Source organism: Bradyrhizobium sp. WSM1417 (genome assembly GCF_000515415.1).
GTDB lineage: Bacteria > Pseudomonadota > Alphaproteobacteria > Rhizobiales > Xanthobacteraceae > Bradyrhizobium.
This window is the reverse complement of sequence record NZ_KI911783.1, coordinates 1,718,425-1,742,329: the sequence shown is the minus strand read 5'-3', so window position 1 is coordinate 1,742,329 and position 23,905 is coordinate 1,718,425. Positions and strand designations below refer to the sequence as shown.

The following is a 23,905-nucleotide window of genomic DNA, read 5'->3' as shown; positions in this document are numbered from 1 at the left end:
GGCCTACAGCGCCATCTGGCGGCTGATTTCGCTCGCGTCGAGATTGGAGCGATCGCAGGTGAACTTCACCGCGCCGCGATCCATCACCGCAAAACTGTCGCCGAGTTCGCAGGCAAAGTCGAGATATTGTTCGACCAGCACGATGGCGATGTTGCCGAGATTGCGCAGGTACGAGATGGCACGGCCGATGTCCTTGATGATCGAGGGCTGGATGCCCTCGGTCGGCTCGTCGAGCAGCAGCAGCTTTGGCCGCATCACCAGCGCCCGCCCGATTGCGAGCTGTTGCTGCTGGCCGCCGGAGAGGTCGCCACCGCGCCGGCCGAGCATGGATTGCAGCACCGGGAATAGCGAGTACACATCGTCCGGAATGTGCTTGTCCTCGCGCCTGAGCGGGCCGAAGCCGGTCTTGAGATTCTCCTCGACCGTCAAAAGCGGAAATATCTCGCGCCCCTGCGGCACGAAGCCGATACCCTTGCGCGCGCGCTCATAGGGCTTGAGGCCCGTGATATCGCTGCCGTCGAGCACGATCGCGCCTGATGAGATCGGGTACTGCCCGACCATGGCGCGCAAGAGCGAGGTCTTGCCGACGCCGTTGCGCCCGAGCACGCAGGTGACCTTGCCGGGCTCGGCCGCGATCGACACGCCGCGCAACGCCTGCGCCGCGCCGTAGAACAGGTTGATGTCCTTGACCTCAAGCATCGCTCACCGCCCCAGATAGACTTCGATGACCCGCTCGTTGGACGAGACCTGGTCGATGGTGCCTTCCGCGAGCACGGTCCCCTCGTGCAGGCAAGTGACCTTGACGCCGAGCTCGCGCACGAACGTCATGTCGTGCTCGACCACCATCACGGTGTGGGTCTTGTTGATTTCCTTGAGCAGCTCGGCGGTGAGATGCGTCTCGACGTCGGTCATGCCAGCGACGGGCTCGTCGACGAGAAGCAGTTTTGGATCCTGGGCGAGCAGCATGCCGATCTCGAGCCACTGCTTCTGGCCGTGGCTGAGGCTGCCGGCGAGACGGTTGCGGGCATCGGTGAGACGGATCGTCTCCAGCACCTTGTCGATCTGTTCGGATTCTGCCCGGCTGCCGCGCCAGAACAGCGTACCCTTGACGCTGTGGTCGACATTGAGCGCGAGCAACAGATTGTCCTGCACGGTCTGGCTCTCGAACACGGTCGGCTTCTGGAATTTGCGGCCGATGCCGAGCTCGGCGATGCGGGTCTCGTCCAGCCGCGTCAGATCGGTGACGCCGTCGAACAGCACGGTGCCTTCGTCAGGCTTGGTCTTGCCGGTGATGATGTCCATCATCGTGGTCTTGCCGGCGCCGTTCGGGCCGATGATGGCGCGCATCTCGCCGGGCTCGAGCGTCAGCGAGAGGTTGTTGATGGCGTGGAAGCCGTCGAACGAGACGTGCACGCCGTCGAGATACAGCATTGCGGAGGTCGCGCGGGTGTCCATGACGTTCATTGCGCTTCCTCCGCCATTTTGGGTTCGGTCACGCCGTCCTCGGCCGCAGCGCTCGCAATGGTCGCGGCGTCGCGCCTTTCCGTCGACGAGTCCCACCAGGCGTTGAACGTGCCGACGATGCCCTTGGGCAGCAGCAGCGTCACCAGGATGAACATGGCGCCCAGCATGAACAGCCAGTAAGGTGCGAGCATGCCGGAGGTGAAGAACGTCTTTGCGTAGTTGACGACGACGGCGCCGAGCGCAGCGCCGACCAGCGTACCGCGGCCGCCGACCGCAACCCAGATCACCGCCTCGATCGAATTGCCCGGCGCGAATTCGCTCGGGTTGATGATGCCGACCTGCGGCACATAGAGCGCGCCGGCGACGCCGGCCATGCAGGCCGACACCGTGAACACGAACAGCTTGTAGGATTCGACGCGGTAGCCGAGGAAGCGCGTGCGCGATTCCGCATCGCGCACGGCGATCAGAACCTTGCCGAGCTTGGACGAGACGATGGCGCGGCAGATCAGGAAGCCGGCGATCAGCGCCAGGCAGCTCAGCGCGAACAGCGCAGCACGCGTGCCCTCGGCCTGCACGTTGAAGCCCAAAATGTCCTTGAAGTCGGTCATGCCGTTGTTGCCGCCGAAGCCGAAATCGTTGCGGAAGAAGGCAAGCAGCAGTGCATAGGTCATCGCCTGCGTGATGATCGACAGATACACGCCCGTGACGCGGGAGCGGAAGGCGAGCCAGCCGAAGCAAAAGGCGAGCAGCCCCGGCACGATCAGCACCATCAGCGCGGCAAACCAGAACATGTCGAAGCCGTACCAGTACCAGGGCAGCTTCGAATAGTTCAGGAACACCATGAAGTCCGGCAGGATCGGGTTGCCGTAGACGCCGCGGCTGCCGATCTGCCGCATCAGGTACATGCCCATCGCGTAGCCGCCGAGCGCGAAGAAGGCGCCGTGGCCGAGCGAGAGGATGCCGCAATAGCCCCAGATCAGGTCAATCGAGAGCGCCAGTATGGCGTAGCAGACGTATTTGCCCCAGAGCGCGACCAGATAGGTCGGCACTTGCAGGAACGAGCCCGCGGGCAGCAGCAGGTTGGAGAGCGGGATGAGGATGCCGCAGGCCACGACGACGGCAAGGAAGATTGTCGCGCCGCGGTCCAGCGATCGCGTCAGCATGTGAGGGGTCATGCTTCCACCGCACGGCCCTTGAGCGCGAACAGACCGCGCGGCCGCTTTTGAATGAACAGGATGATGAGAACGAGGATGGCGATCTTGCCGAGCACGGCGCCGGCGACCGGCTCCAGGAATTTGTTGGCGATGCCGAGCGTGAAGGCGCCGACCAGCGTGCCCCAGAGATTGCCGACGCCGCCGAACACCACGACCATGAAGCTGTCGATGATGTAGCTCTGGCCGAGATTGGGGCTGACATTGTCGATCTGCGACAGCGCCACGCCGGCGATGCCGGCAATGCCCGAGCCGAGGCCGAAGGTCAGCGCATCGACGCGCGAGGTCGCGATACCCATCGAGGCCGCCATGCGGCGGTTCTGCGTCACCGCGCGCATCTCGAGCCCGAGTGCCGTGTAGCGCAACATCGCGAGCAGAATGACGAACACCGCGAGCGTGAAGACCAGGATCCAGAGCCGGTTATAGGTGATGGTGATCTGGCCGAGCTCGAACGCGCCGCTCATCCAGGATGGATTGCCGACCTCGCGGTTGGTCGGGCCGAACATGGTGCGCACCGCCTGCTGCAGCACCAGCGACAGGCCCCAGGTCGCCAGCAGCGTCTCCAGCGGACGGCCGTAAAGAAAGCGAATGATGCTGCGCTCGATCACGACGCCGAGCGCGCCGGCCACCAGGAAGGCGAGCGGCACCGCGATCAGCAGCGAATAGTCGAACAGGCCGGGATAGCGGGTGCGGATCACCTCCTGCACCACGAAGGTGGTGTAGGCTCCGATCATCACCATCTCGCCATGGGCCATGTTGATGACGCCCATCACGCCGAACGTGATGGCAAGCCCGATCGCGGCAAGCAGCAGCACCGAACCGAGCGAGAGGCCGTACCAGGCATTCTGCACCATCGACCAGACCGCGAGCGAACTCTGGATCGAGCCGATTGCACTCGCGGCAGCCTTGGTCACCGAGGCGGGCTGGTCGCCCATGCCGGTGAGCAGCGCCATCGCCTCTTGGTCGCCGCGCGCCTTGATGGTGGCAACGGCTTCGAGCTTCTCGACCTCGGTGGCATCGGGCTTGAACAACAGGATCGCCGCGCGGGCGTCGCCCAGCGCAGCCTTGACCGATCGGTTGGTTTCCTTGGCGAGCGCGCCATCCACGGCTTCGAGCGAGGTCTCCTCATGCGACTTGAAGACGGATTGCGCAGCCTGGAGCCGCGCTCCGATGTCGGGTGACTGCAGCGTCAGGCTGCCGATCGCGGCATCCACGCTGCGGCGCAGGCGGTTGTTGAGGCGGACCGCGCTTGCACTGTCGGGCACGCTGGCCACGGCCTGACCGGTCGCGGCATCGATCGACTTGCCGTCGGTACCGGTGACGTAAACCTTCTTGCTATCAGGATCGGCCATGAGCCGGCCGTCCTGGAGCGCGCTGATGATCGGAAAGGCCAGCGTATTGCCGCTGCTCGCCACCACGCCGATGGCCTCTTCCGTGTCGGAATAATCGTCGTTGGCGAATTTGGCGACCGCATCCTCGAACGGGCCGGCCAGGGCCGGAAGTGCGAACGCGATCAGGAACAACGAGAGTAGGAGCGAACAGAGGCGGGCGGACAAATTGGCTGGCACTGTGAAAGACCCCGGCAGAAAAGGGTGGAGAAGGCGGCGGGATCGCCGCCTTCTCCGATCGCGCAATGGAGCGTCAGATCCGGATCAGGAGCCGGAGCCGAGGCACTTGTTGGTCTTGGTGTTGAAGTTGCCGCACTTCTTGCCGACCCAGTCGCCGACCAGGTCCTTGGAGCCGTCGAGCTCCTTCGACCAGGCGTCGCCCGCGACAAGACCCGGGGTCTTCCACACCACGTCGAACTGGCCGTTGGCTTTGATTTCGCCAATGAACACCGGCTTCGTGATGTGATGGTTCGGAAGCATCTTCGAGGTGCCGCCGGTCAGGTTCTTGGCTTCGATGCCCGGGAGCGCATCGATCACCTTGTCCGGATCGGTCGACTTCACCTTCTCGACCGCCTTGACCCACATGTCGAAGCCGATCACGTGCGCTTCCATCGGATCGTTGGTCACGCGCTTCGGATTCTTGGTGTAGGTCTGCCACGCCTTGATGAACTTCTCGTTCTCCGGCGACTTGATCGACTGGAAGTAGTTCCAGGCGGCGAGATGGCCGAGCAGCGGCTTGGTGTCGATGCCGGCGAGTTCTTCCTCACCCACCGAGAACGCGACGACCGGGATGTCCTTCGCCTTGATGCCCTGGTTGCCGAGCTCCTTGTAGAAAGGAACGTTGGCGTCGCCGTTGATGGTCGAGACCACCGCGGTCTTCTTGCCGGCCGAGCCGAACTTCTTGATGTCGGCCACGATCGTCTGCCAGTCGGAATGACCGAACGGCGTGTAGTTGATCATGATGTCTTCCTGGGCGACACCCTTGGACTTCAGATAGGCTTCCAGGATCTTGTTGGTGGTGCGCGGATAGACGTAGTCGGTGCCCGCGAGCACCCAGCGCTTCACTTTCTCGTCCTTCATCAGATAGTCGACGGCGGGGATCGCCTGCTGGTTCGGCGCGGCACCGGTGTAGAACACGTTGCGCTCGCTCTCCTCGCCCTCGTACTGCACGGGGTAGAACAGGATGCTGTTCAACTCCTTGAATACCGGGAGCACCGACTTGCGCGACACCGAGGTCCAGCAGCCGAACACGACCGAGACCTTGTCCTTGGTGATCAGCTCGCGCGCCTTCTCGGCGAACAGCGGCCAGTTCGAAGCGGGATCGACGACGACGGCTTCGAGCTTCTTGCCGTTGACGCCGCCCTTCTTGTTCTGCTCGTCGATCAGGAAGAGGATGGTGTCCTTCAGCGTGGTCTCGCTGATGGCCATGGTGCCGGAGAGAGAATGAAGCACGCCGACCTTGATGGTGTCGTCCGCGGCTTTCGCACCGGAAATGGAAGCCAGACCAAGCATCAGTCCGGCGGTCGCGGCGAGAACGCCACGGCGGCTAAATGGCGCCGCTATATCGTGAGTGGATTTGCTATGCATGAGTGTCTCATCTCCCTGACGCAGACGTGAAAAACGCTGCGAAACGGCCCCAACGGCCGCCTGCGATTAACGGATTCGCAAGAACCGTGCCATGGATCAGACACATCTTAGGCCATTGATTTCGCTGGAGAAATCGACAGAAAACGAAGCATTGCCATGGCCGCGTCGCCTAAACATTGAGCAATTCAAATGTATGCGAATGCGGCAGGCAGGCTATTTTCTGAGCAACTTTCTCACTCTGGCTAAATTTCCGGCATAACTATTTCTGCACCGCGATCACCATTTGTGGAGCGCCTGCCTTGAAAGCGCCGCCTCAATGTTCCATATGGGGGCCGAGGTTTCTTGCGAATCAGAGACCGTTGCGAGCCGCGTGTTCTTAAGCCCTTACGGGCGTCTGGCTTGCCCCATCCCATCAAGCCATCCGACACCCCAAACACGCAGGTGTCCCTCTCGACACCCTTTTGCGCGCGCCGCGCCGAATGCGCCGGGCGCCCGCTTTTGACATGGAAAGAACCCATCTTTTGACTTCGTTTCAGGATTTCGGCCTCGCCGAACCCATCGCTCGTGCTCTCACCGAAGAGAACTACGTCACCCCCACCCCCATCCAGGCCCAGACGATTCCGACCGCACTGACCGGCCGCGACGTCGTCGGCATCGCCCAGACCGGAACCGGCAAGACTGCGTCCTTCGCGCTGCCGATCCTGCACCGCCTGCTCGAGAATCGCATCAAGCCGCAGCCGAAGACGACCCGCGTCCTGGTGCTGTCGCCGACCCGCGAACTGTCCGGCCAGATCCTCGACAGTTTCAACGCCTATGGCCGCCACATCCGCCTGTCCTCGACGCTCGCCATCGGCGGCGTGCCGATGGGCCGTCAGGTCCGCTCGCTGATGCAGGGCGTCGAGGTGCTGGTCGCCACCCCCGGCCGTTTGCTCGACCTCGTGCAGAGCAACGGACTGAAGCTTGGAAGCGTCGAATTCCTCGTGCTCGACGAGGCCGACCGCATGCTCGACATGGGCTTCATCAACGACATCCGCAAAATCGTCGCCAAGCTGCCGATCAAGCGGCAGACGCTGTTCTTCTCGGCCACTATGCCGAAGGACATCGCCGAGCTGGCCGACGCCATGCTGCGCGACCCAGCCCGCGTCGCGGTGACCCCGGTCTCCTCGACCGTGGAGCGCATCCAGCAGCGCATCATCCAGGTCGATTTCTCCGCGAAGCCGGCGTTCCTCGCCCAGCTGTTGAAACAGGAGCAGGTCAACCGAGCGCTGGTCTTCACGCGCACCAAGCACGGCGCCGACAAGGTCGTAAAGACACTCGAGAAGGCGGGGATCCCCGCCAGCGCCATCCACGGCAACAAGTCGCAGAACCATCGCGAACGGACGCTTGCCCAGTTCCGCACCGGTGAAATCCGCACGCTGGTCGCCACCGATATCGCCGCCCGCGGCATCGATGTCGACGGCATCACCCACGTCATCAATTTCGACCTGCCCAACGTACCGGAGACCTATGTGCATCGCATCGGCCGCACCGCGCGCGCGGGTGCCGAAGGCACCGCGATCTCGCTGGTCGCAGGCGGCGAGGAGCTGAGCTATCTCCGCGACATCGAGCGGCTGATCAAAGTGGCGCTGCCGCGTGAGGATCGCCGCACCGACGCCGGCCGCCGCGATGCGGGCCCTCCCCCGCAGCAGCAACGACAGGGTCGGCCGGGCCGCCCAGGCCAGCGTCCGCAAGGCGCAAGGCCTGGTGAGGGACGCCACGGTGACGGTCGCCGCGCCGACGAAAGGCATGCGGACGGGCGCCACCACAGTGCCGCCAAGCAGGGCGACGGAAGGCCCGGCAGTGGCCCGAAGGCAGCTCCTCGCAGCCGCTCCGGAGGCAAGGCGCATGCTTCGCCAAACGGCCGTCCGGAACAGCGTTCCGCGCATAGCGCCGGGGCGTCTGATGGGATACAAGGCGTTGCCTTTTTGCGCCGCGAGAGTCGGCCGAACGGCCAACCGAACCGCAAACCCCATTTGCACTAGCCGTCCACGACCTGGAGAAATTCATGGCTAAGGAAGAGCTGATCCAGTTCGAAGGACTGGTCACCGAAATCCTCCCCGACGCGCGCTACCGCGTGCAGCTCGACGCCGGACACGAGATCGTCGCCTACACCGCCGGCAAGATGAAGAAGAACCGCATCAAGACTCTGGCGGGCGACCGCGTGACGGTGGAGATGTCGCCCTATGACCTCGAAAAGGGCCGGCTGATTTTCCGCCACAAGGACGAACGTCCGAGCGGGATGGGCGGACCTCCGCGTCCCGGACAGCGCGGCGGCCAGTTCCGCCGCCGCTAGTCGGGAGGCTCAGCGCACTGAGCGCGGACCTGAAGTTCCGACCTGCATGCTGATCCGCCGTGAACATCACGGCGGATCAAAAAATCGTGCACGTCAGCATTGTTTTGGGGTTCTGTTTCGAATAAAATGAATTAATCGATTTTCGGCCGGACGACATTAGCATCCACCGGTACAGCCGGTTCAGACACGCTGACGACCCTTCCAAAAATTCGATCTAACCTGTCCGCGCGAGCGGGCTCTGACATTGTGTTATCTGAGAAGGGACTACCCCCATGAGCATGGGAACCGTGAAGTGGTTTAACGCGACCAAAGGCTTCGGCTTCATCCAGCCCGACGATGGCGGCCAGGACGTGTTCGTCCACATCAGCGCTGTCGAGCGTGCAGGCCTCGGCACGCTGCGCGAAGGTCAGAAGATCTCCTACGAGATCGTGGCCGACCGCCGTTCCGGCAAGTCGGCAGCGGACAACCTCCGCTCCGCCGGCTGAGCCTACCGCTTACGGCCCCGATCGGCTCGAGCGAACAAATCAAGGAAAAGGCCGGGCGCGATGCCCGGCCTTTTTTCGTTCCGGGATCTGCTCGCAGATCTCAACACTACGGTCAACACGCTACATTATTGTAAGAAACGCAGGTGACCTGGCGCGGCCGCGTGTAGGAGACGTCGCTCAGCGTTATGCCCGACTTCAGGAAGAACGTGACGGGAGGTGTGTACGCGTAGCTCGCCTGGCTGAAGATGAGGTAGGTCGACGGAATCAAGAGCGTCGACGGAATCATCGAGGTAACCGTGGTACCAGGTGCGAGAGACGAAGGCGGAGCCGTCAGCGTGGCCTGCGTCGCACCGTTCGCAATGGTGGCGGACTTGCTCCATTGGACCTTGGCGACACTGCTTGAATCGATTTTGATCTGAACCACCGTGCCGTTCACGAGCGTAGGGTCGTACGGCATGACGATCGATATGCTTGCCGTGAACGTGTCCTGCATGTCGCCATCGTTGACCCCCGTCGACTGCGACGTCAAATCGGACAGAGTCCGTGCAATCATTGTGACTTTGCGATCGACCGCCACGGCCGATGAAAATTCGATGGTGCCGAAGAACATCACCAGCATCAGCGGCACGATGACCGCGAATTCGGTCGCCGCGAGCGCGCGCTTGTCGGCGACGAAGTCACGCACGGATTGACCGGTATTCCTCCAGATATGCGCAATCGGCTGCATCGGCTCGCTCGAATCCATCTGTCTCAAAAAGGTTCGTTCTTGAAGGCCGCGGTCGCGACCAGCAGCCGCTTGTTGTTGCAACCCATGTTGTAGCCGAGGCCGGTGACGATGAGCGGCCACTGATAGAACAGGCGCACCACGACGACCTGGCCGGCGGTCCCGGCATTGTACTGCACGCCGGCGGGGTTGAAGGTGCAGGAATTGCCGTAGCTGGTGAGGCTTAGCGCTCCGAAGGAGCTTGTGCTCACCACGTCGACATAGAGCTTGGTGCAATCAAACAGCGCCGGGATCTGGCTGCAGACGTAAGCCTTGAACGTCGTTTGCGTGCAGGGCGTGCTCACGCCGGACACCGCGCAGGCCGTCACCGAACCGGATTGCGCCTGCCCCGTCAGCAACACCCGCGCGGAATTCTGGCTGGCGCTCTCGAGCACCTGGCTCGCCAAGAACATCAGCGCCGTCTCGATGATGGCGAACAGCAGCGCGAAGAACATCGGTGCGACCAGCGCGAACTCGACGGCTGCGGAGCCGCGGCGACTGCCGCGAAACCGGCGCAGCATGGCGAGGAGCGTGAACCTCGTAGGTGCAGGCGAAGGCATCAAATTCCCCAGCGGCAGCGATCATCTGCCATGTTCAATAGCGGAAACTGATTGTTTAAGTGTTTCAGGCGATCCGTACCCGGCGGCCCGGGCCGTTAAGGGCCGGTTAACCGCGAACGACCAGGCCAGGAGACGAGGGCGTGGAGACGAGGACACGGAGAGAGAAACTCGCGCGCGTGCGTCGGCCCGGGACGATCCTTGCCCCGGCAAACCCACCGATCAAACTCGCCGGTTGGTCTTACTTAGTTGGTCTTACTCAGTTGGTCTTACTCAGTTGGTCTTACTCAGTTGGTCTTACTCAGTTCGTCTTGGCGCCCGCACCGGCATTGCCGCTGGCCGTGCTGCTCAACGAACCGGCCTGACTCATCGTGTTGTTGAAATAGGTGTCGCTGTCGCCGAGCGTCACGCGACGCTGGCAAACCGGCATGCAGCTATAGGACTCGCGCTCGATCCCGCGATAGACGGTGACGAGCCGATCGCTCGGACCTTCGACCTGGATCTGGCGGTCGACGAGGATCTCGCCGCCGCGGTCGAGCGCGATGAAATTGGTGGCGCCATAGCCCTTGCCGGTCACGACGATCATGCCACCAGGCTGGAGCGTGACGTCGGCGATCATGGGATTGCCGACCACGATGGTCGCCACCTTGCCAGGCAACCGCACCAGCTTGGCCTGATCGACATTCACGGCAATGGCATCTGCGGTCGGCTCGGCAAGGCCAGCAGCCGGCGATGCCAGCACCGCGGCCGCAACCAGAAGACAGACGCGCACATGACGGCGCAGCAGTTGTTTACGCATACTCTTACCCCCGGGACGTCACAAACCGGCAGAAGCAATCAGATAACAGCCGAGCCGGTGCCCGACCCGGCTAACCTGCCCTCAATTCGTGAACGTTCCGCAAATTCGCCGACTATTGTTTGAACGGACTGGCCTTTTGCGGCCCTCGAGGACCTAGCGGCGGAACGGATAGGCAAGCTGCCCTCCGATCTCCTTCGGCATGGTCGCTTCATCCTTGCCGTAATCCTGTGGCAATTGCCCCGCGGGCATCCGGAAAGTGCCGAACAGCACGTCCCAGATCGGGAACGTGCCGGCAAAATTGGTGTCGCCGCCCTCTGCGAGCGAGGTGTGGTGCCAGCGATGGAACACCGGCGTCGCCAGCACATATTTGAACGGCCCGAAGGTCCAGTTGAGGTTGGCGTGCACGAAGGCCGAATGGAAAGTCGTGAACGGGGCGAGCCAGACCATGGCGTTCGGCGAAATGCCGGCCATCAGCAGCACGACGTCGACCGCGATCGTACCGAGCACGAGATTGACGGGATGGAAGCGGGCCGCGGAAATCCAGCTGATCTCCTCTGAGGAGTGATGGATCGCGTGGTACTTCCAGAACCCACCGCCGTGGAACAGCCGGTGCAGCCAGTACAGCATGAAATCGGACAGCACCAGGAACAGCACGGCCTGGACCCAGAGCGGCAATAGCGCCAGCGGGCCGTGGCCATTGTCGTAGAAGGCGACGAGCCCATCGGCATCATGGATGTTGAAGACAAAGCTCGCACCGACGATCAGAAGGCTGATCCGCATGACGCGTGCGAACACCGGAACGACAAACCAGTAGCAGATGTCCGTGACGATCTCCCGCTTGCGCCACCAGGGCACGCCGGGATTGCAGGCCCAGACGTGCTCGAGCACGGTGAAGACCACCGCGAGCGCGAAAGTCGTGGGGATCACCTTCGCAATGGTCTCGCCGAGCATCAGGGCGATTTCCATGGGCAGGCTCGACATTGTCGCCTCTCTTGCGAATTGCTGGTCCCGCCTACGCGTACTCCCCCAAATTTAAGGGACGGTGAAGCCGGAACTGCGCTTGCTGCACATCCGGAACTGGAACGATCGCGACTGGCTGCCTTAAGGCGAAATTCACTCTGGCCAGCGGCAGGCGGGTTTGCCCGATCGAATTAACTCTCCCGAAAGAGCTCGGATCTCATGGTCATTGCGTCAAGCACAACGCCGAACGAGGCGATCCCACCCCAGATGGAGTTTTGTTCATGAAGAACCTCATTGCGCGTTTCGCGAAAGATGAATCCGGCGCCACCGCCATCGAATACGGTCTGATCGCCGCCGGCATCGCGCTGGCCATCATCACCGTCGTCAACAATCTCGGCGGCACGCTGAACGCCAAGTTCACCTCGATCAGCAGCTCGCTGAAGTAAGCGATCGACGAACGACGGCAAAAGCCCCGGGCCTCCGGGGCCTTTGTTTTTCAGACGGCGAGTTCCAGTGGCGTTGAGCAAGTTTAGAACCGATGCCGCGGTCGCGGCAAACGCGGCGGAGGCCGCGCAGACCGGCTCGCCGGCTTACTGGGTCTGCCTGGCCCTGCTGCTTGCGACCGTCGCGCTCGCCGCACGCATCGCCTCCCTCTGGTGAGCACGCCTTCGGCTTGTTCCGCCCATCGAAACCGCTGCCGCCGTTTTCGGTTTGTTTAGCACTGCCGGCTAGAATCCCGCGACGCCAGCTCCGCGGCAAACCCAGGCCTCAAGACGCAGCCCATGATCCTCGACCTTGCGCGCCTTCTGCTCTTCCCTGCCCTGATGGCGTTTGCCGCCGCGAGCGATCTCTTCACGATGACGATCTCTAACCGCGTATCGCTGGCGCTGGTCGCCGGCTTTTTCGCGCTTGCTCTCGCCGGTGGCATGGCACCTTACGAGATGCTGAGCCATGTCGGCTCAGGCGCGCTCGTCCTGGTCGTGGCCTTCACCTGTTTTGCGATGGGCTGGGTCGGCGGCGGCGATGCCAAGGTCGCGGCCTCCGTCGCACTTTGGTTCGGTTTCGCACAGCTGATGAACTTCCTGCTCTACGCCTCGCTGTTCGGCGGGGCGCTGACGCTGCTCCTGCTCCAGTTCCGGCAGTGGCCACTGCCATTCGGGCTGGCGGGCCAGGCCTGGCTGGCACGGCTGCACGCCAAGGAGAGCGGCATCCCCTATGGCATCGCGCTCGCACTGAGTGCGCTGATGGTCTACCCGGAGACCGAATGGGTGAAGGCGATCGACCTCGCTCACCTCGCATTGCGCTGAACGCATCGGGTCAACCCGGCGTTAAGGCGATTTAGATACGCCTCATTAACCATGCTTTGACGAATAGCTGGTCAACTGCCGATTACGGCGGCGTCAGCGTCGCGGCGTTTGTTGGAAAGTGAAGCGTATGAATAGGGCACGCATTGTCGTCCTGACGGTCGCCATCTGCGCCGGCGGTGTCGCCGCGTATCTGGCGAGCGGCTCGGACAATTCTGCGCCGCCTCCGGCCCCGGTCGCGCAGCTTCCCACCGTGGACGTCCTGGTCGCCAAGAACGACATCGGCCTCGGCCAGACCGTCAAGCCGGAAGACGTGCAATGGCAGACCTGGCCGTCCGCGACCGCCAGCACCACCTTCATCCGCCGCAACGAGCGCCCCGAGGGGGTAACCCAGGTCACGGGCTCGATCGCACGATCTCCCTTCATCCAGGGTGAGCCGATCCGCGACCAGAAGCTGGTCAAGGCCGACGGCTCCGGCTTCATGGCGGCAATCCTGCCCACCGGGATGCGGGCGATTTCGACCGAGATCTCGCCGGAAACCGGCGCAGGCGGCTTCATCCTCCCCAACGACCGCGTCGACGTGCTTCTGACGCGCCGTCTCAAGAATCCAGACCAGAGCAGCGGCGCTCCTGATGTGATCACGTCCGAGATCATCCTGGCCAATATCCGCGTCCTGGCCATCGACCAGGCGCCGAAGGAGAAGGACGGGCAGAACGCGGTGGTCGGCAAGACCGTCACCCTCGAGCTCAATCCTGCGCAGACTGCGACGCTCTCCTCCGCACGCCAGAGCGGCACGCTGTCGCTGGCATTGCGCAGCATCGTCGACGTCAAGCTGAGCGAGATCACGCTCGATGATTCCGCGCAGAAGCGCGATGGCGTTTCGATCATTCGGTACGGTATCCCAAGCTCGACGGCGAAGGCACGATGAGGACTGTCGATATGAAATGCAGGGCGAACTTGGCGACGATGCGAACCTCTGTGGTCCGCGCCCTGTCGTTTTCGGCCGCCGTCGCGCTCACGCTCAACCCGGTGCTGACCCCTGTGGTTGCCGCCGACTATCGCCCTGTGGCGCAGGCTGCGGCCGACGGTCAGATGAACGCGCGATTCCTCTCGCTCGGCATCGGCAAGTCGATCGTGATCGACCTTCCGCGTGACATCAAGGACGTGCTTGTCGCCGATCCCAAGATCGCCAATGCGGTCGTCCGCTCGGCGCAGCGCGCCTACATCATCGGCGCCGCGATCGGCCAGACCAACATCGTGTTCTTCGATTCCGCCGGCCAGCAGATTGCGGCCTATGACATCGCGGTCAAGCGCGATCTCAACGGCGTGCGGGCCGCGCTGAAGCAGGTCCTGCCGAATTCAGACATCCAGATCGACGGGCTTGGGGACGGCATCATCCTGACCGGCTCGGCCGCGAATCCAGCCGAAGCCCAGCAGGCCAACGACCTCGCCGCGCGCCTCGCCGGCGGTCCCGAGAAGGTCGTGAACTCGATCGTGGTCCGCGGCCGCGACCAGGTCATGCTTAAGGTGACCGTCGCCGAAGTGCAGCGCAGCATCATCAAGCAGCTCGGAATCGACCTCACCGCCAACCTCAGCTACGGCACCTCGGTCGTCAGCTTCAGCAACTCCAATCCGTTCACGGCTCTCGGCAAGAACCTCGTCGACGGCAACAATCTGACCACCAAGTTCGGCGGAGCCCCGTCGGTGCAGGCCACCCTGCGTGCGATGGAAACCGCGGGTGTGATCCGGACGCTGGCCGAACCGAATCTGACCGCGATCTCCGGTGAATCGGCAACATTCATCGCCGGCGGTGAATTCCCGGTGCCTGCCGGCTACGCGTGCGACCCTACCACGCACGTTTGTACCACCCAGATCAACTTCAAGAAGTTCGGCATCTCGCTCAACTTCACCCCCGTCGTTCTCACCGAGGGCAAGATCAGCCTGCGGGTGATGACGGAGGTCTCTGAGCTCTCGACCGAAAACGCGATCACGTTGTCCCAGGCCGTGACCTCGACCTCGGTCAACTCGCTCACGGTGCCCTCGATCAAGACCCGCCGCGCAGAAACCTCGCTGGAAATTCCCTCCGGCGGCGCGATGGCGATGGCCGGCCTGATCCAGCAGCAGACGAAGCAGGCGGTCAGCGGACTGCCGGGCCTGATGCAGCTCCCGATCCTTGGCACGCTGTTCCGCAGCCGCGACTTCGTCAACAACGCGACCGAGCTGGTCGTGATCGTCACGCCCTATATCGTTCGCGCAGTTGCGCAAAAGGATCTATCGCGCCCGGATGATGGCTTCTCCGCGCCTGCGGATCCGCAGGCCGAACTGCTCGGCAACATCAACCGCATCTACGGCGTGCCCGGGCGGACCGAACCGGCCAAGAACTACCGCGGCACCTACGGCTTCATCACCGACTGAGGCGGAACGGGGACTTCATGAAGATCACTAGACCACCCCAGACTCGCAGGCGCGCCATCTACCTCGGCGGCGCGCTCATCGGCATGGCGCTTGCCCTTGGCGGCTGCCAGCATGACGAAGCGGTCACGGCCTCCATTCCCAACGACTACAAGCAGCGCCATCCGATCGCGATCGAGGAGCAGAATCGCTCCATCGTCGTCTTCGTCGGCCATGCCCGCGGCGGCTTGACTGCCGCCCAGCGCGCCGACGTGATGGGCGTGGCGTCGGCCTGGATGCACGAAGGCACCGGCGCGATCCGGATCGACGTGCCGTCCGGCACGCCCAACGCGCGTCCGGTCGCGGACACCATGCGTGAAATCCAGGCGATCCTGTCGGCGGCGGGCGTTCCGCCGCGCGGCGTCAGCGCCCGCTCTTACCAGCCGGAAGACAAGCGCTTCCTGCCGCCGATCCGGCTCACCTATTCCAAGATCGCCGCGGTCGCGGGTCCCTGCGGCCTGTGGCCGGAAGACATCGGCCCTTCGATGAAGAACAAGAGCTGGTTCGAGAACAAGGACTATTACAATTACGGCTGCGCCTATCAGCGCAACCTTGCGGCGATGGTCGACAATCCGTCGGATCTCGAGCAGCCGCGGCCCGAAACGCCGTCCTACACGCCGCGTCGCACCGCCGCGTTCGAGAAGTATCGCAAGGGAATGCCGACGGCGGTCGCCTATCCTGAGGCCGACAAGGCCAAACTCAGCGACACCGGCAAATGATCAGCTACGCTCGCCAGCCCCAAGAAGAACAGCCCGACGCATCGCTCCCGCCGGCCGAGGAGCATATTGCGCCTGCGCCCCGGGTTTCCGTCCAGGCTTTCTGCGAGACCGTGGAAACGGCGGCCGCCGTGCAGTCGGCCGGCGAAGATCGCCGTCTCGGCAAGGCTCATCTGAAGATCCAGATGGGCGGTATGGCGGCTGCGGTCGAAGCCTACCGCTCGGCACCCACGCCGAACGTGATCGTGCTCGAAAGCGACGGCCGCAACGACCTCCTGGGCGGGCTCGACCATCTCGCGACCGTTTGCGACGCCGGCACCCGCGTGGTCGTGATCGGCCGCATCAACGACGTCATGCTCTACCGCGAGCTGGTCCGCCGCGGCGTCAGCGACTACGTGCTCGCGCCGGTCGGCGCGATCGACGTCGTGCGCTCGATCTGCAACCTGTTCTCGGCGCCGGAAGCCAAGGCCGTCGGCCGCATCATCGCCGTGGTCGGCGCCAAGGGCGGCGTCGGCGCGTCAACCATCTCCCACAACGTCGCCTGGGCGATCGCCCGCGATCTCGCGATGGACGCGGTCGTCGCCGACCTCGACCTCGCCTTCGGCACGGCCGGGCTCGACTACAACCAGGATCCGCCACAGGGTATTGCCGACGCCGTGTTCTCGCCCGATCGCGTCGATACCGCCTTCATCGACCGCCTGCTGTCGAAATGCACCGACCACCTCAGCCTGCTGGCGGCGCCGGCGACGCTCGACCGGGTCTATGATTTTGGCGCCGACGCCTTCGATGCCGTGTTCGACACGCTGCGCTCCACGATGCCCTGCATCGTGCTCGACGTTCCGCACCAATGGTCGGGCTGGACCAAACGCGCCCTGATCGGAGCGGACGACATCCTGATCGTGGCGGCGCCCGACCTCGCCAATTTGCGCAACACCAAGAACCTGTTCGATCTCCTGAAAGCCGCGCGCCCCAACGACCGTCCGCCGCTCTACTGCCTCAACCAGGTCGGCGTGCCGAAACGGCCCGAAATCGCCGCGGCGGAGTTCGCCAAGGCGATCGAGAGCCAGCCAGTCGTCTCGATCCCGTTCGAGCCGCAGATCTTCGGCTCGGCGGCCAATAACGGCCAGATGATCGCGGAGATCTCGGCCAACCATAAGTCGATTGAGATGTTCCTTCAGATCGCCCAGCGCCTGACCGGCCGAAGCGAAACGAAGAAGCAAAAGTCGTCCCTGCTTTCACCCCTGATTGAGAAGTTGCGGGGAAAATAGGTCGCCGCATGGAGTTTTTAAGTGTTCGGTAAGCGTAGCGGAACAGACACCGACCCTCGGGCCCCAAAGCCCGGTGCCGTGTCGTCAGAGCCTGCCCAGGCTTCGGCGCCCGCCGTGTCGCGCGTGCCGCCGCCGCCGGCCGTCTCCTCTCCGCCGCTTGCCCCGGCGAAGCCTGCGCCGACCATGGAAGCTCGCCGCTCGGACAATTATTACGAGGTCAAGGCGACCATCTTCGGCGCGCTGATCGAGGCCATCGACCTGGCCCAGCTCGCCAAGCTCGATTCGGAGTCAGCGCGCGAGGAAATCCGGGATATCGTCAACGAGATTATCGCGATCAAGAACATCGTGATGTCGATCGCCGAGCAGGAAGAGCTGCTCGACGACATCTGCAATGACGTCCTCGGCTACGGTCCGCTGGAGCCGCTGTTGTCCCGCGACGACATCGCCGACATCATGGTCAACGGGGCTGACACCGTCTACATCGAGGTCGCCGGCAAGATTCAACGCACCGGTATCCGCTTCCGCGACAACCAGCAGCTCCTCAACATCTGCCAGCGTATCGTCAGTCAAGTCGGCCGGCGCGTCGACGAATCCTCGCCGATCTGCGACGCGCGCCTGGCCGATGGCTCCCGCGTCAACGCCATCGTGCCCCCGCTGTCGATCGACGGCCCCACGCTCACCATCCGCAAGTTCAAGAAGGACAAGCTGACGCTCGATCAGCTCGTCAAGTTCGGCGCAATCTCGCCGGAGGGCGCGGAAATCCTCCAGATCATTGGTCGCGTCCGCTGCAACGTGCTGATCTCCGGCGGTACCGGCTCGGGCAAAACCACGTTGCTCAACTGCCTGACCAACTACATCGAGCACGACGAGCGCGTCATCACCTGCGAAGACGCCGCCGAACTCCAGCTCCAGCAGCCGCACGTGGTCCGGCTGGAAACCCGTCCGCCCAACATCGAGGGCGAGGGCCAGGTCACCATGCGCGAGCTGGTGCGCAACTGCCTGCGTATGCGTCCCGAGCGCATCATCGTCGGCGAAGTCCGCGGACCCGAGGCATTCGACCTGCTCCAGGCCATGAATACCGGCCATGACGGCTCCATGGGCACGCTGCACGCCAACAATCCGCGCGAGGCGCTATCGCGCTGCGAATCCATGATCACGATGGGCGGCTTCTCCCTGCCTTCACGCACCATCCGCGAGATGATCTGCGCCTCGATCGACGTCATCGTCCAGGCCGCGCGCCTGCGCGACGGTTCGCGCCGCATCACCCACATCACCGAGGTGATGGGCATGGAAGGCGACACCATCATCACCCAGGACGTCTTCCTCTACGACATGGTCGGCGAGGACGCCAACGGCAAGATCATCGGCCGGCACCGGTCGACCGGAATCGGCCGCCCGAAGTTCTGGGAACGCGCCCGCTATTACGGCGAAGAAAAGCGCCTTGCCGCGGCGCTCGACGCCGCGGAAGTGGCGCCCACGACGTGAGCAGGTCAGCGCAGCCATGAATATGCAAGTCCTTAACATGCAAGTCCTTGCCCTCGCCTTCCTTGCCACCGCCGCCGTCGGCGGCCTCGCCTGGGTCTTCCTTTATCCTATGCTCTCCGGAGAACGGAAGGCCGAGAGCCGCCGCGCCTCGATCTCACGCGCCGAGGCGCCCACGGCCCGCGCGGCCGAGAAGACGCAGCGCTCGCGCCGCGAGCAGGTCGAAACCTCGCTCAAGGATCTCGAGGCGCGGCGCCAGCAGGAGAAGAGCGTACCGCTCAGTGTTCGCCTGTCGCAGGCCGGCCTCGACTGGGCGCCGCAGAAATTCTGGATCGTGTCCGCCGTCGTGGCGGGCGTGCTGTTCGCAGTCGCCATGTTCGTCGGCGGCGGCCTGCTCGGTGCCGCCGGGCTCGCTTTCGCCGGCGGCTTCGGTCTGCCACGCTGGGCGCTGGGCTTCCTGAAGAGGCGCCGCGAAGCCAAGTTCCTGAAGGCGCTGCCCGACGCGGTCGACGTGATCGTCCGCGGCATCAAGGCGGGCCTGCCGCTGTTCGAATCGATCAAGGTCGTCGCTGCCGACGCGCCGGAGCCGCTGCGCTCGGAGTTTCTGTCCATCATCGAAACGCAGGCGATCGGCATGCCGCTCGGCGAGGCCTGCACGCGACTCTACGATCGGATGCCGCTGCCTGAGGCCAATTTCTTCGGCATCGTCATCTCGATCCAGCAGAAATCGGGCGGCAACCTCTCCGAAGCACTCGGCAACCTCTCCAAGGTGCTGCGCGACCGCAAGAAGATGAAAGAGAAGATCCAGGCGATGTCGATGGAAGCCAAGGCCTCGGCCGGTATCATCGGCTCGCTGCCGCCGATCGTGATGTTCCTCGTCTACCTCACAACGCCGGGATACATCTCGATGCTTTGGACTCATCCCACCGGCCAGCTCATGCTGGTCGGCTGCGTTGTCTGGATGTCGATTGGCATCATGGTGATGAAGAAGATGATCAATTTCGACTTCTGATGGTGTTTTATGGTAGAGTTCCTCGTTGCGAAACTTCACGACGTCCACTTCATGACGATGCTGCTGGCCGCCGTTGCCGCCAGCGCGACCGTCTATACGCTGGTGATGCCGCTGTTCGCCGGCGAAGGCCTTTCCAAGCGCATGAAGGCGGTGGCGAACGAACGTGAGCGCATCCGGCAGCGCGAGCGCGAGCGCCTCCACAAGAGCGAAAAAGTCTCGCTGCGCCAGACGCCGAAGCAGCTCGTCTCGAAGGTCGTCGATGACTTCAACCTGACCAAATGGCTGGCGCAGGAAGCTGCGCGCGACAAGCTCATCATGGCGGGCTATCGGGGCCAGGCGCCCTACATCACCTTCCTGTTTGCCCGCCTGGTTGCCCCGATCGTGCTGTTCGTCGGCTCTATCATCTACGTGTTCCTGATCGCGCATATGCAGCAGTCGATGCCGATCAAGATCGGCATCTGCGTCGGCGCGGCCTATCTCGGACTTCAAGCGCCGATGCTGTTCCTCAGGAACGCGATCTCCAAGCGCCAACTCTCGATCAAGCGCGCTTTTCCCGATGCGCTCGACCTACTCCTGATCTGCATCGAATCCGGCATGTCGATCGAGATGGCGTTCCGGAAGGTCGCGGTCGAAATCGTGGGCCAGTCGATCGCGCTGTCGGAGGAGTTCACCCTGACCACGGCCGAGCTGTCCTATTTGCAGGATCGCAAGGTCGCCTACGAGAACCTCGCGCGGCGCACCGGGCTCGAGGGCGTGAAGTCGGTATGTCTCGCGCTCCAGCAGGCGGAGCGTTACGGCACCCCGCTCGGCCAATCCTTGCGAGTGATGGCGCAGGAAAACCGCGACATGCGCATGAACGAGGCCGAGAAAAAGGCCGCAGCACTGCCGCCGAAGCTGACGGTACCGATGATCCTGTTCTTCCTGCCGGTGCTGTTCGTCGTCATTCTCGGACCGACGGGGATCAAGGTCACCGAGATGCAATGAGGTTAGACGCGGACCGCGCACCGTCAGCGACTTGCTTCAAGATTGGACGATCACGTCTGATCAGTCGGGCTGGCCGAGCGAGGCGACCGGAGTCCGCTTCGGCGCACCCCGCCTGACGTCGCTGCGGGTCAGCATTTCCTTGAGATAGGCGACGTTGGCCGCAGCCTGGTCCGGCGGCAGGTCCGCCTTCACGATGCTCTCGGCTTCGGCGAAGCGGCCCTGGAGACCGACCACCAGACCGAGATTTTGCCGCACCCGCGCGTTTGCGCGCGGCGAGGCATAGGCTTGCCGCAGCGCGTCTTCGGCCTTCGGCAGGTCTCTCGACAACATGTAGGACAGGCCGAGATTGGAGAGCACGCCGGGATCGCCAGGCGCGATCTTGAGCGCGCTCGCATAGTAGGAGCGCGCTTCCTCGTGACGGCCCAACTGATCGAGCGCGGTCCCCTGCACCGACAGCAGGCGCCAATCCGGGTTGTCGGGCGAATGCGCCTTCGACAGCACGTCGAAGGCTTGCTGGAAGTTGCCGTTGTCGGAGAGCGCGCGGCCGTATTGGGCCATCAGCGCCTTGTTGCCGGGATTGGCGATGGTCGCCTGCTCGAGCACGGCGGCGGCCTGGGCGTGCTGGCCGTTGGCGCGCAAGGCCTGCCCGTAGGCGAGCGCCGCATCGGCGTCCTTGGGATTGGCACGATATCGCTCGCCATAGACTTCTGCAGCGCGCGCGGGATCGGTGGGAGCGGCTTCCGTCCGCGGCCCGACCGAGCCCGTGACGTCGGAGAGTTTCGACATCGCCGTGCAGCCGCCGAGGCCCATGGCCACTGCCGCGACCAGCGAGGTGGACGCAAGAAGCCGGGCAAGACTGAGCCGTCCAAGACTGAGCCGTCCAGGACTCAGCCGTCCAAGACTGAACCGTTCAAGATCGAACCGTTGACGCATGACGCTTTGACTCTCGAGCCGATTGATCGAGCCGAACGCGCCAGCAATAGACTGTTAACCCTAACGGCCGGTTAATTCCCGGGACCCGCGTCCCTCACCGCGGCGCCAGCGGCGGCACCGCGCCGCCGAGACCCGGATCGAACCCCAACGCCTTCACCTGCTCGTTCAGGTCCCGCAGCAATTGCAGGCGCTGCCGCGTCTCGATCTCGGTATCGATGCCCGGGCGCGCCACCCTCGGCAATTCGCGCCGAAGATCGTCACGATTGACCAGACGCCTCGCGCGGAGCTCGTCGAGCTGAAAATCGTCGATGCCAAGCACATTCGCGGATTGCTCGATCAACCGACGCAGCAGCGATGTCACCACGGCTACGGCGTCGAGGTCATGCTTGCGTGCGGATCTCGAGAACTTGCTGTCGAGATCGGCCCAGGCGTGAGAGGTGACGAGATAGACGTGGAGCAAATCGGCCCAATCCACCTCGCTGTCGGCATAGAAGGCGCGGCGCAGCAGGAGCCGGCGGGTGAATGCTGCGACCTGATCCCGTTTCAGCGTTGTGCACGCGTCGATCTCGATGCCCGACTGGACGGCCGGATCTCGGGAAAAATCCCGCCCGGCCGGCAGCCTGACGACGCCGTGCGGCAGGTTTGAATCGAGCGGCCTGAAGACACCATCCTTGCGCGGACGTGAGTAGCGGGCGATCGCGAAGCGATACTCGGTGCGGGTGCCATGGGACATCGGGCCGAAATGAATGACGTTGAAGCCGGCGTCGTCGCCGGCCTGCCCGGTCGATGATGGACAGGACAAGACGTAGATCGTGCGCCAGAATGCTTCATCGCTCTCACTCGACGTGGCGCGCGGATCGGGAATCGAATAGCGCGTCAGCCCTTCGACATGCCGGTGTCCGTGCAGAACCAGATCGACGTTGAGCGATGTCGCCGCTTCGAGGAAGGTCGCGGGCGCGGCGAGATACATCAGGGGTTCGTCGGGCACGCCGAGAAACCGCTTTCCTTCCCCGGTCGCCTGCGGCAGTGGATGATGGTGCAGCGCCAGCACGCGCACCAGGTTTTCAACCGGCTCGGCATAATCGGCGCGGCCGCCCGACCCGAGGCTGCCCGCGAGTTCGACGCTCAATCCCGCGGAATCCGAAACCATGGCGTGATAGGCGCTCTGGTCGACGTTGCCGCTCGCGAGCGTCGTGAGGCTCGCGCGGTTGGAATCCAGCAGCACCAGATCGAGGCCGGCCTGCCGGTAGTAGACACTCTTCGAGGTCCGCGGCAAATGCAGGTAATCATAGACGTCGTGGCGGCCTGCACGCTGGCTCGGGCGCTTGACGTCGTGATTGCCGGCAATTGCCTGGATGTCGGTGAACAGCCCGGTCTGCCGGAAGGACGCAATGACCGCGAGCGCTTCGTCGAGCGCAGGCGGCGTCGGGTCGTCCACGATATCGCCGGTGATCAGCAGGATGCGGTCGGGAACATCCGCGAAGTCCGCCATCCTCTCGCGAATTGCGGCATTGAGCGTCTCGATCGTCGCAAGCAGCCGACCAGACCCGTCCAGATGCAGGTCGGAAATCTGTACGATGACGAACGATCTATCCATTTTGCGTCGCTTATTTGCGAATGCCGCGCCGCGCAAACGATAAGAGAAATGCCTTCGACGATCAGGCTCAATCCGGTATCAGCCCGGCCACGATGAGCCGGGATAGTAAGCGACCGCATGCCCGTTGTTGCGCTCGCTGCGTGCAGAACCGCATAACACAATCTAAAATATCGGCCAATAGTGCCACAACCGCAGCGCTAGTAAAGCCCTGCGGCCGCTCGCGTGAACGGCGGTCCTTGGCATGAGATACGGGGCCCGTCCGATGGTGGTTTCGCTCCCCCCCTCAATATTCGATGGCGAGCCGCTTGCGGATTTCGTCAATGCGCTTGTCCAGTGCATCGAAGCGCGCGTGAACGGAGCGGTCGTGGAGATAGAAGACGTAACCGCCGGCAAGGAACGCGAATATCCAATGATGATGCTCGACATAGCCAAAAATCGCCTCGACCGCCTGGCCGATGAATGTGACCACGCTCCACACGAATTCCATTGCATTTCCTCCCGGCCGGCTTTGTCGTCGGCCGCCGGAGATCTCCGCACCTGACGGCCGTTGCCGGAACCTAGCATGGCCCCTTTGCTGCGAGTAGCGGATCGCAGAACGGTGGCAGCAAAGCT

The 23,905-nt window shown here is 63.5% G+C and carries 25 protein-coding genes; 13 read left to right on the top strand and 12 right to left on the bottom strand.

The genetic code is table 11. The features are described 5' to 3' along the window. Positions 1 to 3 precede the first annotated feature (3 nt). From urtE to urtA, 5 genes are all read right to left on the bottom strand, one after another. Positions 4 to 699, bottom strand: a complete 696-nt coding sequence (urtE, locus tag BRA1417_RS0108365) for an urea ABC transporter ATP-binding subunit UrtE (RefSeq protein WP_007605420.1) — start codon at positions 697 to 699, stop codon at positions 4 to 6. A 3-nt stretch (positions 700 to 702) separates the two neighbouring features. After that, positions 703 to 1,464, bottom strand: a complete 762-nt coding sequence (gene urtD / locus BRA1417_RS0108360; protein WP_027515450.1) for an urea ABC transporter ATP-binding protein UrtD — start codon at positions 1,462 to 1,464, stop codon at positions 703 to 705. After that, positions 1,461 to 2,639, bottom strand: a complete 1,179-nt coding sequence (gene urtC, locus BRA1417_RS0108355) for an urea ABC transporter permease subunit UrtC (RefSeq protein ID WP_027515449.1) — start codon at positions 2,637 to 2,639, stop codon at positions 1,461 to 1,463. Before urtC ends, urtD begins: the two co-directional genes overlap by 4 nt. Beyond that, complete coding sequence (urtB, locus tag BRA1417_RS0108350; protein WP_027515448.1) at positions 2,636 to 4,243, bottom strand: urea ABC transporter permease subunit UrtB; 1,608 nt, start codon at positions 4,241 to 4,243, stop codon at positions 2,636 to 2,638. Before urtB ends, urtC begins: the two co-directional genes overlap by 4 nt. 84 nt (positions 4,244 to 4,327) lie before the next feature. After that, complete coding sequence (gene urtA / locus BRA1417_RS0108345; protein ID WP_007599797.1) at positions 4,328 to 5,650, bottom strand: urea ABC transporter substrate-binding protein; 1,323 nt, start codon at positions 5,648 to 5,650, stop codon at positions 4,328 to 4,330. 479 nt (positions 5,651 to 6,129) lie between these two features. On the opposite strand from urtA, the gene BRA1417_RS0108340 reads away from it, so the two are divergent. The 3 genes from BRA1417_RS0108340 to BRA1417_RS0108330 all read left to right on the top strand — a co-directional run bounded on the left by BRA1417_RS0108340 (position 6,130) and on the right by BRA1417_RS0108330 (position 8,467). Further along, positions 6,130 to 7,671 (top strand): DEAD/DEAH box helicase, encoded by a 1,542-nt coding sequence (locus BRA1417_RS0108340; RefSeq protein WP_027515447.1) that lies wholly within the window; start codon positions 6,130 to 6,132, stop codon positions 7,669 to 7,671. Positions 7,672 to 7,694: 23 nt separating this feature from the next. Next, positions 7,695 to 7,982 (top strand): translation initiation factor IF-1, encoded by a 288-nt coding sequence (gene infA, locus BRA1417_RS0108335; RefSeq protein ID WP_007599789.1) that lies wholly within the window; start codon positions 7,695 to 7,697, stop codon positions 7,980 to 7,982. A 272-nt stretch (positions 7,983 to 8,254) separates the two neighbouring features. Next, the gene (locus BRA1417_RS0108330) at positions 8,255 to 8,467 is read left to right on the top strand and encodes a cold-shock protein (RefSeq protein WP_007599788.1); all 213 of its coding nucleotides are present in this window, start codon (positions 8,255 to 8,257) and stop codon (positions 8,465 to 8,467) included. 112 nt (positions 8,468 to 8,579) lie between these two features. Here the strand turns inward: BRA1417_RS0108330 and BRA1417_RS0108325 are convergent, their stop codons facing one another. The 4 genes from BRA1417_RS0108325 to BRA1417_RS0108310 form a co-directional block, all read right to left on the bottom strand. Further along, on the bottom strand, positions 8,580 to 9,194 hold the full coding sequence (locus tag BRA1417_RS0108325; RefSeq protein WP_035969158.1) for a TadE/TadG family type IV pilus assembly protein: 615 nt from the start codon (positions 9,192 to 9,194) through the stop codon (positions 8,580 to 8,582). A 23-nt stretch (positions 9,195 to 9,217) separates the two neighbouring features. Further along, positions 9,218 to 9,790: a TadE/TadG family type IV pilus assembly protein gene (locus BRA1417_RS0108320; RefSeq protein ID WP_027515445.1), complete on the bottom strand. Its 573-nt coding sequence runs from the start codon at positions 9,788 to 9,790 to the stop codon at positions 9,218 to 9,220. Between the two features lie 298 nt (positions 9,791 to 10,088). Then, positions 10,089 to 10,586, bottom strand: coding sequence for a pilus assembly protein N-terminal domain-containing protein (locus BRA1417_RS0108315; RefSeq protein WP_027515444.1), 498 nt, complete (start codon positions 10,584 to 10,586; stop codon positions 10,089 to 10,091). 153 nt (positions 10,587 to 10,739) lie between these two features. Next, positions 10,740 to 11,567 (bottom strand): sterol desaturase family protein, encoded by an 828-nt coding sequence (locus BRA1417_RS0108310; RefSeq protein WP_027515443.1) that lies wholly within the window; start codon positions 11,565 to 11,567, stop codon positions 10,740 to 10,742. 260 nt (positions 11,568 to 11,827) lie between these two features. Here BRA1417_RS0108310 and BRA1417_RS0108305 point away from each other — a divergent pair, with 260 nt between their 5' ends. The 10 genes from BRA1417_RS0108305 (at position 11,828) to BRA1417_RS0108260 (ending at position 20,763) form a co-directional block, all read left to right on the top strand. Beyond that, complete coding sequence (locus BRA1417_RS0108305; protein WP_027515442.1) at positions 11,828 to 11,992, top strand: Flp family type IVb pilin; 165 nt, start codon at positions 11,828 to 11,830, stop codon at positions 11,990 to 11,992. A 73-nt stretch (positions 11,993 to 12,065) separates the two neighbouring features. Beyond that, on the top strand, positions 12,066 to 12,206 hold the full coding sequence (locus tag BRA1417_RS44670; protein ID WP_198034935.1) for a hypothetical protein: 141 nt from the start codon (positions 12,066 to 12,068) through the stop codon (positions 12,204 to 12,206). 122 nt (positions 12,207 to 12,328) lie between these two features. Beyond that, positions 12,329 to 12,853: a prepilin peptidase gene (locus BRA1417_RS0108295; RefSeq protein ID WP_027515441.1), complete on the top strand. Its 525-nt coding sequence runs from the start codon at positions 12,329 to 12,331 to the stop codon at positions 12,851 to 12,853. Between the two features lie 127 nt (positions 12,854 to 12,980). Next, entirely contained in the window at positions 12,981 to 13,778 is a 798-nt protein-coding gene (gene cpaB / locus BRA1417_RS0108290) for a Flp pilus assembly protein CpaB (RefSeq protein WP_027515440.1), read from the top strand. Positions 13,779 to 13,789: 11 nt separating this feature from the next. Beyond that, a complete protein-coding gene (locus BRA1417_RS0108285) occupies positions 13,790 to 15,265 on the top strand; it encodes a type II and III secretion system protein family protein (RefSeq protein ID WP_027515439.1) in 1,476 nt (491 codons plus the stop codon). Positions 15,266 to 15,282: 17 nt separating this feature from the next. Further along, the gene (locus tag BRA1417_RS0108280; RefSeq protein ID WP_027515438.1) at positions 15,283 to 16,020 is read left to right on the top strand and encodes a CpaD family pilus assembly protein; all 738 of its coding nucleotides are present in this window, start codon (positions 15,283 to 15,285) and stop codon (positions 16,018 to 16,020) included. After that, a complete protein-coding gene (locus tag BRA1417_RS0108275; protein WP_027515437.1) occupies positions 16,017 to 17,285 on the top strand; it encodes an AAA family ATPase in 1,269 nt (422 codons plus the stop codon). Before BRA1417_RS0108280 ends, BRA1417_RS0108275 begins: the two co-directional genes overlap by 4 nt. Positions 17,286 to 17,306: 21 nt before the next feature. Beyond that, complete coding sequence (locus BRA1417_RS0108270; protein WP_027515436.1) at positions 17,307 to 18,770, top strand: CpaF family protein; 1,464 nt, start codon at positions 17,307 to 17,309, stop codon at positions 18,768 to 18,770. Between the two features lie 22 nt (positions 18,771 to 18,792). Then, positions 18,793 to 19,779 (top strand): type II secretion system F family protein, encoded by a 987-nt coding sequence (locus tag BRA1417_RS0108265; protein ID WP_035968388.1) that lies wholly within the window; start codon positions 18,793 to 18,795, stop codon positions 19,777 to 19,779. Positions 19,780 to 19,788: 9 nt separating this feature from the next. Further along, positions 19,789 to 20,763 (top strand): type II secretion system F family protein, encoded by a 975-nt coding sequence (locus tag BRA1417_RS0108260; protein ID WP_027515434.1) that lies wholly within the window; start codon positions 19,789 to 19,791, stop codon positions 20,761 to 20,763. A 60-nt stretch (positions 20,764 to 20,823) separates the two neighbouring features. Here BRA1417_RS0108260 and BRA1417_RS0108255 read toward each other — a convergent pair whose 3' ends face one another. The 3 genes from BRA1417_RS0108255 to BRA1417_RS0108245 all read right to left on the bottom strand — a co-directional run bounded on the left by BRA1417_RS0108255 (position 20,824) and on the right by BRA1417_RS0108245 (position 23,780). Continuing rightward, positions 20,824 to 21,573: a tetratricopeptide repeat protein gene (locus BRA1417_RS0108255; protein WP_027515433.1), complete on the bottom strand. Its 750-nt coding sequence runs from the start codon at positions 21,571 to 21,573 to the stop codon at positions 20,824 to 20,826. 217 nt (positions 21,574 to 21,790) lie between these two features. Further along, positions 21,791 to 23,293, bottom strand: a complete 1,503-nt coding sequence (locus BRA1417_RS0108250) for a metallophosphoesterase (protein WP_027515432.1) — start codon at positions 23,291 to 23,293, stop codon at positions 21,791 to 21,793. 283 nt (positions 23,294 to 23,576) lie between these two features. After that, a complete protein-coding gene (locus BRA1417_RS0108245; RefSeq protein ID WP_018454690.1) occupies positions 23,577 to 23,780 on the bottom strand; it encodes a hypothetical protein in 204 nt (67 codons plus the stop codon). Between the last annotated feature and the right edge of the window lie 125 nt (positions 23,781 to 23,905).